Raw genomic sequence first — 16,752 nt, forward strand, 5'->3', positions numbered from 1 at the left:
CAATTAAAAGTTAAGATTTACACCAAAAATGAATTGCCTGCTTTTTGGATAAGGCGAGTAATCAACACCGGGTGTAAGTGGTGTTTTTCTTCGTGTTGAAACTTCAGGATCAAATCCAGTATAATTGGTAAGAACAAATACATTGTTGGCTGTGGCATACAACCTCAGATTTTGAATATGTACTTTTTGTGTAATAGATTTTGGAATGGTGTATCCCAATGTAAGCGTGTTCAGACGTAAGAATGAACCATCTTCAACCGCCCAGTCACTCAGTACAAAGCGCGACATGTATGGCGACCACATGGTGGTGTTGGCATTCAATGATTCCAAGGTTGCAGGATCGTTTACTAACTGTCCATCTGCATCAATGTTGGTCCAGCGTTTTCCGTCGGCCATAATATCGATCATATTCCGGTAGGGATATCTACTGGTTGAAGTGTACTCAATTTTATTGGCGTTGTATACATCGTTTCCGTAGCTCCAGCTAAAAATTGCCGAAAGATCGAAATCGTAAATGCGAGCCGACAAGTTGAACCCACCGGTGGCTTTTGGATTTACATCGCCGATAATTGTGTTGTCGTCAACTGTTACTTCTCCGTCGCCGGTGATATCTTTTAATTTCATCGAACCCGGACGAATAGTTCCTAGAATACTGGTATTGTCGGCAACACCGCTTCTTAATATCCACTCACCGGCTTCTTCGTCGTAACCTTCAAAATCTGATACTTCGTATCTTCCGTCTGATAGGTAACCGCGAATTTGTCCAACAGGACTTCCTTGTTCAATCCAGTAATCGGTACCAATTTCGGTTGATGCCCAGCCGGATGCAACACCAAAGTCTTCCATAATACCGAGTGAGTTAATTTTGTTTTTGTTCATTCCAAAATTAAATCCGAAGTTCAGTCCAAAGTCCTCTTTGTCTAATGCCACCCAGTTTACAGAGGCTTCAATACCTTTGTTTTCGGTTTCACCCATGTTTCTGAATTGCGAGCTGTAACCTGTTCCTGATACCGGGAAATCGATCAACAGATCGGAAGTGGTATTTAAATAAGCTTCCAATGTACCACTCAGTTTGTTGTTGAATAATCCAAAATCAAGTCCAACGTTTCGGGTAACGGTAGTTTCCCAAATCAAATCGGGATTTGCCATGCGCGATGATACTGCCCAATAACCTGATACATCGTTGATGTAGGTGGTGTTACTTGAGCTGAACTCCTGTACCATTTGGCCTGATACGATATTGTTGTTACCCGCAGTACCGTAGCTCACCCGAAGTTTTAAGTTACTGAGCGTTGACGATAGTCCTGCCATAAAACTTTCTTCCGAGATTCGCCATGCAACGGCTGCCGACGGGAAATATCCCCAGCGGTTTCCTTCGCCAAATTTACTTGAACCATCGGCCCTGAACGTCGCAGATACCAGGTATTTTCCTTTATAGTCGTAATTGGCACGACCAAAGAACGAGAGTAGTTTGTCATCTGCACTGATCGTATTATCGATACTTAAAGGTACTCCCTGTGTGGTAAGGCGGAATACTTCGCTTGACGTGAAGAAGGAAGGATACCCCTGAATATTATCGGTAAGTGTGCTTGATTTTCCGTACAAAATTTCCTGTCCGGCCAGTAACTTCACACTATGATCTTCATTTTGAATGATGTTCTTAAAATCAAAATTCAGCGTATTTGTATTTCTGAAGGTTTCCTGCTTGCGTTTTTCCATCTCGGCAGCTGGCAAACCCTGGTATTCGGCATCGGTATAGTTTTTTACGTAATAAGTACTTTGTCCGTAAAAACGATCTCTGTTGCGGTCGTAAGTTTGGTAACCAACTTCTGTTTTAAATGTTAAGGCGTCGATAATATCCCATTGTAAACTTGCACCAACATTCAGTCTTGTTCTTCTTTGTTCCTGATCGTTGTCGGCAACGGCAGTTAATGGGTTAATCATATAACTTGATACTTCTTCATCAGCATAATCTTCCAGTCCGTTCATTGGAATTGGCGAGTAGACCATTGAATGTTTTACTCGCGAATCGGTTGGTGTTGCAGTGGTTTGCTCGATGGCGCCACCACCTCCAATTTTAGTTTGCGAGTAGCGCATTGAGTATGAAAGCTTGATGTTGTCGGTAGGATTGTGATCTAATTTGAAGTTCACATTATCACGTTTATAATCCGATCCGAGCATGATTTCGCGGTTTTTAACACCTGCATAACTAAAGTTGTACGCAAATTTTTCAGAACCTCCACGAACACTTAAGTCGTGGTTAAAAACGCGTCCGGTTCTACCGTAAACCTGTTCCATCCAGTCGTTGCCAACTTGTCCGGCATATAGGTCAATATCCTGGTATTTACCAAAATACCTTTCATACGATTCCAGATTATCTTCGGAGTTTCTCAAATTGGCCAGTTCGTACTGCCAGTGCACAAAGTCTTCAACGTCGAGCGTGTTTAACGTGTTGGCAATATTTTTAAAACCACTATATACGTTGTAACTTACCGATACTTTACCGGTCTTACCGCTTTTTGTAGTAATAATAATAACGCCGTTTGCACCACGTGCACCATAAATTGCTGTCGACGATGCATCTTTTAATACATCGATAGATTGAATCTCGGAGGCGGGAATGTCAGAAATTGTACTTACCGGGAAACCGTCAACAATATACATTGGCGAGTTATCCTGGGTAATTGAACCACCTCCACGAACACGGATTTTTATTTCTGCATCGGGCGATCCTTCAGTAGCCATTACCTGTACACCGGCCATTTGTCCGGCCATTGCTTCGGCGGCCGAGGTAACCGGAATTGCTTCCAGAGCTTCACCACTCACTGACGATACCGATCCGGTGATGTCTCTTTTCTTTACTGTACCGTAACCAATTGCCACGACTTCATCCAATTCTGTTGCCTCCATTACGAGAGCCACGTCAATTTCGGTTTGGTTATTTACGGGAACTTCGTGTAGTGTATAACCGATAAAAGAAAACTGCAATGTGGCACTTGGGCTTACGCTAAGTTCATAGGAACCATCCGGTTGGGTGATTGTCCCGTTGGTTGTTCCTTTTACAACAACATTAACTCCGGGAAGCCCTTCTCCGGAATCCTCGTCAGTAACACTCCCTTTTACTGTGATGGTTTGCGACCATGCAGTAAAAGAAAGAACTGTTTGAAATACAATCAAAGCAGCTACTGCAAAGAGTTTACTCATGCGCAGGCTTCGACTTTTTCGTTTAAGATTTACCATACTTCACATTTTAGGTTATTATAGAATTTTTATATTGGTACTTGTTACTCGGATTATTCCGCTTATTTTAAAATGAGTTTGATCAGGACTATGATCAGAATGAGCAGCGCGATCGTGGCAAAAATGATCACTCTGTTAGTTTTCTTCAAGTTTTGTTTGATCTTATTCATTTAGTTAGACGTATAATTCCAATGTGCAAGATAGTAGGGGGGAGGCTAAACATATTGGCCGTATTTCCCAATATGAAATGGAAGGTTTCCCGATAAGGGTTAAATTTCCCAAACAGCGGGATAAAAATCTCGCTCGCTGAAATTAATTGGCGATAAAAGGTGTGTTAATGTGTAGTTATCCAGTTTGTTATGTCTTCTTGGGGGTGTTTGCTTCTGCATTTTTACTTGAAAGGTATTCCGAAGCACTCATACCAAATTCGCGCTTAAAACATTTACGAAAATGGGAGAGATCTTTAAAGCCAACCTGGTAGGCAATTTCCGAAATATTCAGCTTTTGCTGATCAAGCAATTGGGTGGCGCGTTTTAGGCGGATATGGCGAATAAATTCTTTTACCGTCATGTTGGTTAGTGCATTTAATTTGCGATAAAGTTGCATTCTGCTCACGCCAACTTTTCTGGCAAAATTCTCGATATCCAGTTCGCTGTCGGCTATGTTTTCCTCCACCACGTCAACCACTCTTTTCAAAAACTTCTCATCGGGCGATGCCAACACTACATTTGTTGGTTCCAAAACCATTGTTGAGGTATACTTTTCTTTTAGCGATTCACGGATTGAAAGCATATTTTCAACTTTGGCTTGCAGTACCGATAAGTCGAATGGTTTAGTTATGTAGTCGTCGGCCCCCCTGGCTAAACCTCTTAGCTCGTGATCTTTCGAGTGCATGGCAGTAAGCAGAAGTACCGGAATATGAGATGTTCGTTCATCTTTTTTTATGCGCTTACACAATTGGTAGCCATCGGTTTCAGGCATAATTATATCACTGATAATGATATCTGGAACTACTTCCAGTGCTTTTTTCCATCCTTCTTCACCGTTTACCGCCTGGTGGATTTGGTAGAAATTAACAAAATGCGAGCTGATAAACCGGCGAACGTCGGCATTATCTTCCACAATGAGCATAATTTTTGAATTCTCATTAACTGGTTGTGGTGTTAAACTCTCCGGAGTTGTAGTAACTTCAGGAATGGCTGTTGGTGCTTTTGATTCCGTTTCCTGCTTATCTCCAATTCCTTCATTATACGGAATACGAATAGTAAAACGTGTTCCTTTGCCTTCTCTGCTGGTGACAAAAATTTCGCCTTTGTGTAATTTTACCAGGTCTTTAACAAGGGCAAGCCCTATGCCTGCACCGGTTTTTGTGTCGCTTTCATCCGTTTGAAAGAAACGCATAAAAATACGGTCGATATTGCTTTTCGAGATTCCTTTTCCAGTGTCTTTTATATTGATTTCAATGTACTGTTTCTCTTCATTTTCATCACTAAAATCTTCATTGTCCGAATCGAATACCAATGATAAATTTACCGAGATTGAACCTTGTGCTTCGGTATATTTAAATGCATTGGTTAGCAGGTTGTTAATTATTTTTTCGATTTTGTCAGGGTCAAACGAAACGAAAAGCCTTTTTTTCAGAGTGTTAAAAGTGAGTTTGATGTCTTTTTCAATCGCATAATGGTTAAAGGACTCAACAATATTGCGCACAAAACTAACGATATCAGCTTCGGTAAGGTTGAGGCGTAAATTCCCTGATTGTAATTTTCTGAAATCCAAAAGCTGACTGATCAGTCGATCAAGATTTTGGGCGTTCCTTTGCATTAGAGTTAGGTCTTCTTTGGTTGCCCCATCAAATGTTTTTGATTGAATCATTTTATTTAGTGGACCTAAAATTAGCGTTAACGGAGTTCTTATTTCGTGCGAAATATTGGTGAAAAACTTCAGCTTCATCATATCGATCTCATGCAGTTTTTTTGCATTCGAACGCTCAATAATCAACTGCGATTTTATTTTTTCACGATTGATAAAAAACTGAATAATAGTGTAAATTAAACTGATAATGAGTAGGATAATTATTCCGAAAAACCAATTGGTTTTCCAAAAGGGAGGTAAAATAGTTATCGCCAGCTGCAATTCATCACCTTGCAGTTCCTGACCGGGAATAACACGTTTTATTCGAAGCGTATAATCACCGGGATTTAGGTTGGTATAGGTGGCTGTCCGGTTTTTGCTGGGTTCAATCCAGTTGGTATTAAATCCTTCCAGTTTATAGGTGTATAAATTGTTTTCGCTGTTTACGTAATTTAGCGCAGCAAACTCAAGGGTAAATACATTTTGTTTGTGGTTAAAAGTAAGATGCCGGGTTTCGGTAACACTTCGGGATAGAATGGATTTTTTATCGTTACCAATTGGAACCGACTTGTTAAATACTTTTAAATCAGTAAAAACCAGTGGAATATCATTATCTTCTGCATTTATTTCGCTTGGATTAATCATATTAAAACCTGAAAAGGTTCCAAAGAAAAGTGTCCCGTCATTGGTTTTTAAAGCGGCACCGTAACAAAACTGGTTATTGCCCAGCCCGTCGTTGCTGGTGTAGTTATAAAAAACTTCTGTTTCCGGATTAAATTTTGATAGCCCGTTTAAGGTGCTTATCCATAAATTGTTAGAGTTGTCTTCTAAAATGCAGAGCGCCTGGTTGTTGGAAAGTCCGTCTTCTTCGCTGTAATACCTTTGTACACCTGTTTCGGCAGAATACATCGCCAGTCCTTTGTCATTTGTTGCAATCCAAATCTGGTTTTGAGAGTCTTCAAACATGGAACGTGTACGCTCAAACCAACGGTTTATTTTGTTGGTGGTTTGATTGAAAACGATCAGTTCATCTTCGCTGCCCATCCACAGATTCCCTAGCGAATCATTCTCGATCCACAGTATTTGTTCATGTCCGTTAAGCTGAGGATAGTGGATAAACATATTGCTTTTTTCATCGAACCGATCGATGCCTTTTGAGGAAGCCACCCAAATTTGTTCGTTTTCATCAATACAAATATCCCACACTCGGTTATCCGACAGACTTCCGGGAACATTAGCTTTGTGGCTGTAGTTTTTAATTTTGTCCGTTGCCAGATCAATTACATCGATACCTCCAAGATAAGTTCCTACCCAAAGATTTCCCTTTTTGTCGGGTACTAACTCTTTAATACAGTTTTGCGAGATAGTGTAACCCGGTCGTCCATCAGTGGTGAGATACTCATAAGTTCCGGTTTGGGGGTTATAAATATTTATACCTCCATCTTCGGTTCCACACCAAAGCCTGTCTTTTTTATCCAACCAAAAGGTATAAATGGCGCTGCTGTTGAGGTATCGGTTATCATCGGGCTGTGCCGTAAAACTGTGAAAAAACTGTTTGCTTTTGGCCAGTAAGTTTAATCCGCCGCGTGTACCAATCCATGTTTCCCCTTTGTTGTCGTGAAATATACTGAGGACTGAATTGTTAGAAAGACTTCTTGGTTCCTGAATATTATGGCGATAAAATCCCTTTACGCCATTCTCTTTTGAATACAAAAATAGTCCACCTCGGGTTCCGATCCAGTAATCGCCAAAAACTCCTTTTGATATTGATTTAATTGTTTCGGTACGTTCAGCTTCAGGTCTGAATTTTATTTTATCGATGTTATTTGTTTGGGTATTTACCACAAATAAACCAATGGAATAAGTCCCGATCCACAAGTCGCCGTCTTCATCTAAAAACAGCTCCCAAATTTCTTTGTTTTGAGTTGATCCGAAAGGGAGTTCGAAACTCTCGAGGGTATTATTTTGAGGATTGTAAACGTAAACGCCATTGTTCGATCCAATCCAGAGTTTTCCCTGATTGTCGTAGATCAATTTTCTGATATAAGTATTTTCAATACCCGTAGTTCCTTCTTTTACAATTGGTGCTAATGGCTTAATCATTCCGGTGCTATCCATCTTTAGCACATTTAAATCGCTGGCCAGCCAAAAGGAGCCGTCCTGATATTCAAGAAGGTCGTTAACCGAAAAATCTTTTTCACCATATACAGGATCGTTTTTAAAGGGCTGAGAAAAGACTTCTTTTTCCCTGTCGAAAATATTTAATCCTCCGTTTTCGGTACCTACCAGTAAATTCCCTTTTCTGTCTTCTTTTATTACTCTGATAAGATGGCCGCTTAAAGAGCACGAGTCTTCCGAATCGGGAAGGAAATTGGTAAAATCATAACCATTAAAACGACTTAGTCCCTGGCTGGTTCCAACCCAAATCCAACCTTTGTGGTCTTGGTAAATACATTGAATCTGGTTATTAGGCAGACCATCTTCAAGTGTAAAAATATCGAAACTTAACTCGGCTTGTGCCTGTATTTTATTGCCTGTTAATATAAAAATCAGGAACAGGAGAAGAGTAAGTTTTTGATTCAAAGTGTAATCCATTTTATCATTCAATTTTGTAGCAATCACTGGGGTTAGAGTGAAGCTAAAAACATATTGTGCAAACATCAAACAGGTGGTAATATAATCAATTATTTCACATTTATAAAACCTACAAAGGTTATCGTTTCAACGGTTCGGATATTTGAAATATGTACTAGAAACCTGTTAGTTTTGTAGTATCAACCTTAAAATTTAACCGATAGAATATGGCAAGCGAGAAAGTATTAAAAAGCATTAAACGCTGGGAAGATCTTGGTGGTGGCGTGTAGCGACAGATTATTGGCTGGGACAACTAGATTATGATGGTAAAAGTAAAATTTGAAAAGGGTGCCGTTGGTGCCGAATATTCGCATTTTCGCACACAAACTACTTATTGTGTTAGCGGCAAGTTTGAATTTGCTATGAATGGCTAAAAAGTAATTGTTGAGCCCGGCGATGGTTTGTTAAGTTGAGCCCAATATGTTGCACGGAGCACTTTGTTTGGAGCCCGGAATTCTGATCGATGTTTTTAGTCCGGTTCGGGAGGATTTTTTGTTTTACGTAAACAGTATGCTTGAATGCTGAATTGAGTTGTTGATTAGTCATCCGAAAACTTAGCGGCTTAGCGAGCGGAATGGTAAAAATGTATCCTGCAAACTTATTCTCTATATAACCTTGTGAATTTTCTGAGAATCTAATTTTTGTTAAATTTTAAGGATTGTAAAACTGAAAACTGCGATTGGAAATTTGGAACAAATCTCTCGCAACGCTTTGAGATGACAGCTGCGTTGAAGTTTTTTCCTTAACTAATATTTATTAATTATTCGTAGTTCTCCTTTATTTCTTGTTTAGATCAGATATTTGTGAGCGATGTTGTGTATTTTCAAGTAGTTGAATTTAAGAATGTTTATGGCATTAACGTGGAATTTCCAGATGAACTTGTAAATAGAATAAAAAGTACATTAAAATTACTTCCTCCCTATATGGAACATTTGTCTCAATCTTTTATTCGATATTTTATGTGCGTAGGATTGCCTCAGGATCTAGTGCTAATTGACTATAAAGTCTGAAAAAATGAATGGAAATTTAATACGTTAAAGATGGTCTAATATCGGGATTTATAAGCATTTGTGTCTCAAGTTGAAAAAGGGTTTTAGCCTAAAGATGTCTGAACGTTTAGTAAATGAGATGGTTTTGTCTGGGTTTGAACCAGAGGTTTCCTGATTGTGCGAAATGAAATATTAAATAGAGCATTTAAAAGTTAAGTCAAAATCCAATCAAGTGGGCAGACAAATTATCCATAGACATATCTATTGTTTCTAATGAAGACAAAAATTGTATTTTAAACTCAACTATAGGATATGAGTATTTTGAATAGAATAATTGAATTGCAGCATTTTTATCCCATACAGCTGTGTTGGTTGTTTCAACATAAACCGATAAATCGGGTTTATTCAAAATTTGAGCTTCGCCGCTTGCTGCGTTCAAGTCGGCCTTTACATTCGATACTTTTACAGTGTTCGCATCAATAGCGGTTGCCTGTTCTGCCGAAATTGTTGTGGGTTTGTTGATCAGACTGTTGTAATCTCCATCAAAATCATCGCTGGCATCGGTGTCCAGATTTACCGGCAAATCGGTAAGGTCATTAAAACTTCCACTAAAATCATCTGCAGCATTTTTATCCCAGGCCGTCGTATTGGCTTCTTCTACATAAACAGTTAGATCTGGTTTATTCAGAATCTGAGCTTCACCGCTTGCTGCGTTCCAGTCGGCTTTCACATTCGATACTTTTGCAGTGTTCGCATCAATAGCGGTTGCCTGTTCTTCCGAAATTGTTGTGGGTTTGTTGATCAGGCTGTTATAATCTCCGTTGAAATCGTCGCTGGCATCAGTATCCAATGTTGCAGGAATATCAGTAAGATCATTAAAACTACCACTAAAATCATCAGAAGCATCTTTGTCCCATGCGGAAGTATTGGTTTCTTCTACAAAAACAGTTAAGTCGGGTTTATTCATAATTTGTGCCTCGCCGGTAGTTGCATTCCAGTCGGCTTTAACATTCGATATTTTTGCGGTATTCGCATCAATAGCACTTGCCTGTGCTGTTGAAATAGTCGTTGGTTTATTGGTCAGGCTGTTGTAATCTCCGTCGAAATCATCGCTTACATCTTTGTCCCAGCCATCGGTGTTTTCGGCACTCAGTTGGCTCAGGTCAGGTTTGTTGGTAAGGCTGTTGTAGTCTCCATCAAAAAGTAATTTCCCTGCATCGCTAAGATCGGAAATATCATTGGGGAGTTCCGGTGTCCCTTCCAAATCAGCATATTTTCCGCTGAAACTTGATCCTGATGATTTGGTATACAATGCATAAGGCACACTAAGCACCTGACTGGTTCCCATGTCTGTATACGATTCTCCTCCAGTCGCATCCAGCTCCACTTTTAGGAAATGGGTGCTTGCTCCCCAGTTAATTTCAGCAAGAGTTCCGGTTATAGGGATTCCATTACCGATTTCTAAAACAATTAAACCAAACTCATTGGTACTGGCTGAGTGTTTTTCCTGAAATACTAACTCACCGGATGCACTTTGTTGCAGAATACTTATTTGTATACCAACATCCTGGTTACTAATTATTTTACCTTCGGCGTCACGTAAAACTGCTTGGTAATTAAAGCACCGGGTGTTTGCGCCAACAAAGTCCCCAGACCTAATAAGAACATGAATAGAAAAGCCTTGATTTTTTTCATAACATTGGGTTTGAAATATTATTGTTTAATAATTTTAAAGGTGTGGATGTTGTTATTCCTCCTGTCTGATACGGTTAAAAAGTAAATGCCACTCTTATATTGGTTCATGGAAATGTTTTGTTGTTCGGAAAGGTTTTTCTCAGATAACAGTAGACTCCCGCTAACATTGGTTAAAGTGTATTCCGGATCGCTGGTGTTATTGCCTTCAATGCTTAGCATTATAAAGTTACTGGTTGGGTTAGGGTAGGCTTTTGCCAGAATCCCTGAATTCTCTATCTCATTTAACGAGGTAATAATCAGGTTTCCTTGCTGCTGTCTCTGTGTTAAGGTTACCGTTGTTTTTTTATAGGTAGCAATTGATAGTTCCCCAATGGAATAGCTCATAATGTAATTGGAATTTTTGACGGTTTTACCTGCCGACAGAATCGCCTCTTGTGCGCTGCTTATTGTTGAAGAAAACAATGCCGAAAAGAGAGTGATACAGAATAAAAGGTTTCGAAATTTGCATAGTAATCTATACAATGATTTTTTGGAGTTGCTCTTGTTCGTATACATTTTGCGTCCTAATTGGTTTACCCAAAAGTATTTTTCATAAGAATAATTTATTGTGTCCTTTAGTATTTGTAAGAAGAAGATTAGTATTCGTAATAATTGGCTTAGTATTGTTAGAGCTGTTTGTGAAAGCTTTGAAAGAGCTGGAAGAAGCTTATGCATAGAAAGATAGTGAAGTAATGAATAAGGTTGATACTGAAAAAAAGTGTCTGTGGAGTTATAAGACAATTAGCATTTAACATTTTGCGGAGGGGCTTTTTTACTCCTTAGTTAAACATTCCCTCCAGAATTGTGTTTGTGAAATGTGGAATAAAAAATGCAGAAATGAGCAACGAATACGAAGAAACCAGAAGAAGCTTTCTAACAAAATTGGGCTTAACCCTTGGAGCCGGTGTTGTGGCAGGAGAAAAACTTTCAGCAAAAGTATTGAACGATAAAACTGAATTTCCATTGGAAGCCGATCAGCAAAAACTGATGGACCGTTACGAAGACTGGATGGATGAATTTATCCCGGTGATTAAAGCATTTCGTGCCGATCCAAATGATAAAAAAGCCGCCGGTCGTATTGCCGAACTATCGGAAGAAGCAGAAGGCTGGCGCGAGGAACTTACCGTTTTTATGAAAGACGATAACTTTGCACGCTACTACATGACGGCTACTGAGCGCATGACCAAAGAGATTTATTAAAGACATCTTTTAATTGCATATTGGAGGCTTTTCATCGATTGATGGAAAGCTTTTTTTATGCCAACTGAAATAAATCCCTAATTTCGCGTTCTACCTAAAATAGTGTGTTATGAGATACTTACTTGCTTTACTGATCTTTCTTCCGACCTTGGTTTTTGCACAAACAAACCAAACCGATGCCAATGGTTTGCGCCAGGGGTTTTGGCAAAAAAAGCAAGACAACGGGCGTTTGTTATACGAAGGACATTTTAAGGACGACAAACCGGTAGGAGAGTGGAAACGCTACCATCCCGGGGGGCAGGTTAAAGCACTTATCGAGTATAAAGGCGATACGGCCTACACGCAACTGTTTGATGTTTGGCGAAAGAAAGTGGCCGAAGGAAACTATGTAAATCAGCAAAAGGAAGGTGTCTGGAAAATTTACAAGAATGAACAGCTTACTGCCGACGAAGAATACAAACATGGTTTGAAATACGGGAAATCGCATAAGTATTACGATACCGGCGATGTGATGGAAGAAAAAGAGTGGGTTAACGATAAGGAAGACGGCAATTACCAGATCTTTTATAAAAGTGGCGAACCTTACATGCAGTGCAAGATGAAACTGGGAATGCGGCATGGTTTGTTTCTGGTGAGCTACGAAAACGGCCGTCAGGAAATGGTTGCCCAATACCGGAATAACCTGCGCCACGGCGAATGGAAATACTTTGATAAGGAGGGCAACCTGCAGTACACACTTTATTACGATAGCGGGCAAATTCTGAATCCAGCTGTTCGCGACAGTGTCGATAACCTAAAAATGAAAGATCTGGAAAAAAACAAAGGTTCCATCCCCGATCCGGAAAAGTTTTTGCAAGACCCGTCGGAATATATGATGCGCGACCAACGACAGCGATAAAACTGTTTTCCCTTCAAGGTAAAAAGCTATTTATTCATTAACTTGGCTTTTTTATTGGTAAGGTGTAAGAGAAACGTTCGCAGCACTGTTGTTGGTACTAAGCAAACTTCTCATTACGCAAAGAACAGAAGATTTTAAAGAATGAGGTATATAATTTTACTCCTTGGCATGCTTTTAATGGGTTTGCAACAAGTTAGTGCGCAGAATTATTTCTGGATCGGTTTTACCGATAAAAATAATTCGGAGTATTCGCTTGACAATCCTGAACTATATCTTTCAGAGCGCGCTATTCAGCGCCGTATCAATCAAAATATAGCTATCGATTCATTAGATCTGCCGGTAAATCAGAATTATATCGACTCGGTGCTCACGCTCGATGTGGAGTTGGTGCACACTTCAAAATGGTTAAATGGGATTACTGTGCGCTGCGATTCGGCAACTTTGGCCGACAGCCTCGGGTACTGGAGTTTTGTCACTGAAGTTCAGCTAACGAAACCCGATTTAAGTACCAAAAGTACATTTAATAAGTTTGCAGACGAAAGTTCTGTTGATGCAGCACCTATTGATACTTCGTTGTATGGTAGTTCGGTGTATCAGGTCGGATTAATGGAAGGGCAATTGTTGCACAATGAAAACTTTCGCGGACAGGGAATGCAAATTGCTGTGTTGGATGCCGGCTTTTATAAAGTTGATGAGTTGCCGGCTTTCGACAGCCTGTGGGTGAATAACCAGATTTTAGGAACCAAGGATTTTGTAAATCCCGCCGTTGATTTTTATGCTACCAATTACCACGGTATGAGTGTACTCTCCTGCATGGGAGGAAATATTCCCGGAGAACTAATCGGCACTGCACCCAAAGCTTCATATTGGTTATTGCGTTCGGAAGACAACGATTCTGAATACATTGTTGAAGAAGACAACTGGGTGGCAGCAGCTGAGTTTGCCGACAGCGTTGGAGTTGATATTATTAATTCCTCGCTGGGGTATACCGAATTTCAGGATGCCTCAACCAACCATACTTATGCCGATATGGACGGAAAAACAACACGTGTAACACGCGGGGCTAATATTGCAGCTTCCCGGGGTATACTCGTGTTTTCAAGTGCCGGTAACGAGCGGGACAATTCCTGGTTTCGTATTGTGGCACCATCCGACGGAATAAATGTAATTGGTGTAGGTGCGGTGGATATGAATTTTGAACCGGCCTATTTCTCATCTGCCGGTCCGGCTGTTGATGGGGCTTTAAAACCAAATGTGTCGGCAATGGGCTACCAAACGGCTTTGCAACGATCTAACGGAACAGTAGGAATGGCCAATGGAACCTCATTCTCTTCGCCGGTATTGGCCGGAATGGCAGCCTCGCTGTGGCAGGCCTACCCTGAAAAATCGGCTGAGGAAATAAAGGATGCCCTGGAGAAAAGCGGACACCTGTATTCAACCCCCGATTCGTTGCAGGGTTACGGTGTGCCCAATATGCGGGAAGCCACTTCTTTGCTGAATCCTCTGTCGGTGGAAGTTCCTTCAGAAAATAAAACATGGATTGTCTTCCCAAATCCTGTGCAAGACCAAATCGTTTTGCAGGCTACAACAAACCATCAGGCAGACAACCTCGATATAAAACTTTATGCACTGGATGGACGGGTGGTAAAAAGCTGGCAAATTCCGGCTTCTCCAACCGTTACCCTGAATGATCTGGGAACTGCAGAACCGGGGATTTTTCTGCTTGTGCTAAAAACAAAAAACAGTATTGAAACCTTTAATATCAATAAAATCAGGTAACAATGAACCAGCAACTCACCCTTTCTCAATTAAACGGATTAATTAAAGATGCATTGCTTGATGCATTTCCGGGAACGGTGTGGGTAGTGGCCGAAGTGAGCGAGTTAAAGCATAACCGAAGCGGCCACTGTTACCTGGAGTTGATTGAAAAGGAAGGAAACACAATAACGGCGCGTTCGCGGGCCACAATCTGGTCGTACACTTACCGCATGCTAAAACCGTATTTCGAAACCACTACCGGGCAGCTTTTTACCGAGGGTATAAAAGTGTTGGTTCAGGCAACGGTTGAATATCATCCGGCGTATGGTTTGAGTTTGAATATTAAAGACATTGACCCCACTTACACGGTTGGCGACATGGCCATGCAGCGAAAAGAGATTATAAATCGTTTGAAGGCCGAAGGTGTTTTTGATATGAACAAGGAACTGGCGCTGCCGCTGGTGCCACAAAAAATCGCTGTTATTTCGTCGGCAACGGCTGCGGGTTACCAGGATTTTATGAACCAGCTGGAAAACAACGAATACGGTTTTAAATTCTACACCAAACTGTTTGAGGCGTATATGCAGGGCGCGGAAACCGTACCGTCAATTATTCGTGCGTTGGAACGGATTTTTGCGCACGACGATTTTTTCGATGCGGTAGCAATTATTCGTGGCGGTGGTGCCACAGCCGATCTGAGTAGTTTTGATGACTACGACCTGGCGATGAATATTACCCAGTTTTCGTTGCCGGTGATTACCGGAATTGGTCACGAAAAAGATGATACGATTATCGACCTTGTGGCGCATACCCGCATGAAAACACCAACAGCGGTGGCCGAATTTTTTGTTAGCGGTGTTGAACGTTACTACGAGCGTTTGCTCGAACTGGAAAATGACATTGTGCAGCTAACCCGCGAAACATTGGATACGCAGCAGGAAAAGCTGGAACGAGTAGCCGAAGGTTTAAAATATTCAGTAGCCGATTTTATTAACGACAGGCAACGAGAGTTAAGCAAACGAGGCAACGAATTGCAGCAAAATGTGAGTCTGTTTTCGTTTAAAAAGCACAACGAGTTGACTGAACTTAGGCATCAACTTGATTCCGGACTTTCGGTGTGGTTTGTAGAGGCTAAAAATAATATCGGCAAAACACAACGGATTCTGAGACGGTTGGTTGGAGAGGCTGTGTTTAAAGCGGATGCAAAATTGAATCATCAGCAGGATATGTTATCCGGGCGTGTGCGAAATGTGCTGGCGAAAGAACGTGATCGCATTCTGATAAACGAAAACTCAGTACGTTTATTGAATCCTGAAAATGTATTAAAAAGAGGATTTACACTAACTTTGAAAGAAGGTAAAATAATAAAATCGAGCAAAGATGTGGCAGTTGGTGAAGAACTGGAAACACGTTTTGCCGATGGAAAAGTAAAAAGTAAGAGACTGTTTTGATTTTATTTTTTAGAGATATTATGAAGTATTTTTTGCTTAGGCAAGGTAAAATTGACGCGAATAGCCGAAGCTATTTAAGGAAATTTTACAGCCGCATAAGTGAAAAAGACGAATAATAGCATAAATGAATAAAGTCAAATCAATCTCATTAATCACAAAAAAATAAGACAATGGCAACTAAAAAGGTTTCATACAGCGAGGCGATGGCCGAGATAGAAGAAATTCTTGAAAAAATTGAAAACGAAGAGTTGGATGTGGATGAACTGGCCGAAAAAGTAAAACGCGTATCGGTGTTGCTAAAAATCTGCAAAGACAAACTGACTAAAACCAACGAGCAGGTAGAGCAGATTTTAAAAGAAATGGAAGATTAGAATATGTATACAAAAGAACAAGTAGCACAAACCATCGACCATGCGGTTTTGAAGCCGGAACAAACACTGGCCGATTTGAAAGCCAATGCAGAAATGTGCATTAGGAATAAGGTTTTTAGTATGTGTGTGAAACCTTGCGATATAAAAGCCGCCAAAGAATTGTTGAAAGACAGTGGGGTAAAAGTGTCGTGCGTGCTTAGTTTTCCGCACGGAGCTGATGCAACACCGGTAAAGGCTTTTCAGGCCAAGCAGGCGATTGAAGACGGTACCGACGAAATTGATATGGTTATGAATATCGGCCGCTTTTTATCGGGCGAATACGATTACGTTCGCGACGATATTAAAGCTGTAGTTGAAGTGGCTCATCAACACAATGTACTGGTAAAAGTTATCCAGGAGAGTGGCCATTTAACCTTGGAGCAAATTGCCAAAGCCTGCGAATTATCGTATGAAGCAGGTGCCGATTTTGTAAAAACATCAACCGGATTCGGCCCGGGTGGCGCCAAACCTGAATACATTGAGGTGATGGTAAAAACCGTTGGCGATAAAATGCAGGTAAAACCTTCGGGTGGCATCCGCGACTGGGAAACGGCAGTTGCTTTTTTGGAGCAGGGTGCCGATCG

General features: G+C 40.7%; 10 protein-coding genes. 6 read left to right on the forward strand and 4 right to left on the reverse strand.

Annotated features, from left to right (window positions below):
- Nucleotides 1–3: 3 nt before the first annotated feature.
- The 4 genes from ABZB17_RS03530 to ABZB17_RS03545 all read right to left on the reverse strand — a co-directional run bounded on the left by ABZB17_RS03530 (nucleotide 4) and on the right by ABZB17_RS03545 (nucleotide 10,796).
- Complete coding sequence (locus ABZB17_RS03530; RefSeq protein ID WP_372648132.1) at nucleotides 4–3,240, reverse strand: SusC/RagA family TonB-linked outer membrane protein; 3,237 nt, start codon at nucleotides 3,238–3,240, stop codon at nucleotides 4–6.
- Between the two features lie 357 nt (nucleotides 3,241–3,597).
- Entirely contained in the window at nucleotides 3,598–7,689 is a 4,092-nt protein-coding gene (locus ABZB17_RS03535; RefSeq protein WP_372648133.1) for a two-component regulator propeller domain-containing protein, read from the reverse strand.
- Between the two features lie 1,245 nt (nucleotides 7,690–8,934).
- Nucleotides 8,935–10,104, reverse strand: coding sequence for a hypothetical protein (locus tag ABZB17_RS03540; protein WP_372648134.1), 1,170 nt, complete (start codon nucleotides 10,102–10,104; stop codon nucleotides 8,935–8,937).
- 326 nt (nucleotides 10,105–10,430) lie between these two features.
- A complete protein-coding gene (locus ABZB17_RS03545) occupies nucleotides 10,431–10,796 on the reverse strand; it encodes a T9SS type A sorting domain-containing protein (protein ID WP_372648135.1) in 366 nt (121 codons plus the stop codon).
- Between the two features lie 492 nt (nucleotides 10,797–11,288).
- Here ABZB17_RS03545 and ABZB17_RS03550 point away from each other — a divergent pair, with 492 nt between their 5' ends.
- The 6 genes from ABZB17_RS03550 to deoC form a co-directional block, all read left to right on the forward strand.
- Nucleotides 11,289–11,651, forward strand: coding sequence for a hypothetical protein (locus ABZB17_RS03550; RefSeq protein ID WP_372648136.1), 363 nt, complete (start codon nucleotides 11,289–11,291; stop codon nucleotides 11,649–11,651).
- A gap of 109 nt (nucleotides 11,652–11,760) precedes the next feature.
- On the forward strand, nucleotides 11,761–12,549 hold the full coding sequence (locus tag ABZB17_RS03555) for a toxin-antitoxin system YwqK family antitoxin (protein WP_372648137.1): 789 nt from the start codon (nucleotides 11,761–11,763) through the stop codon (nucleotides 12,547–12,549).
- Nucleotides 12,550–13,245: 696 nt separating this feature from the next.
- On the forward strand, nucleotides 13,246–14,328 hold the full coding sequence (locus ABZB17_RS03560; RefSeq protein ID WP_372648141.1) for a S8 family serine peptidase: 1,083 nt from the start codon (nucleotides 13,246–13,248) through the stop codon (nucleotides 14,326–14,328).
- A gap of 2 nt (nucleotides 14,329–14,330) precedes the next feature.
- Entirely contained in the window at nucleotides 14,331–15,758 is a 1,428-nt protein-coding gene (gene xseA, locus ABZB17_RS03565; protein ID WP_372648138.1) for an exodeoxyribonuclease VII large subunit, read from the forward strand.
- Between the two features lie 170 nt (nucleotides 15,759–15,928).
- On the forward strand, nucleotides 15,929–16,129 hold the full coding sequence (gene xseB / locus ABZB17_RS03570; protein WP_372648139.1) for an exodeoxyribonuclease VII small subunit: 201 nt from the start codon (nucleotides 15,929–15,931) through the stop codon (nucleotides 16,127–16,129).
- A 3-nt stretch (nucleotides 16,130–16,132) separates the two neighbouring features.
- Nucleotides 16,133–16,752 (forward strand): deoxyribose-phosphate aldolase (deoC, locus tag ABZB17_RS03575; RefSeq protein WP_372648140.1); only part of this gene is annotated, 620 nt, incomplete at its 3' end.

This window comes from Draconibacterium sp. (genome assembly GCF_041583095.1).
Taxonomy (GTDB): domain Bacteria; phylum Bacteroidota; class Bacteroidia; order Bacteroidales; family Prolixibacteraceae; genus Draconibacterium.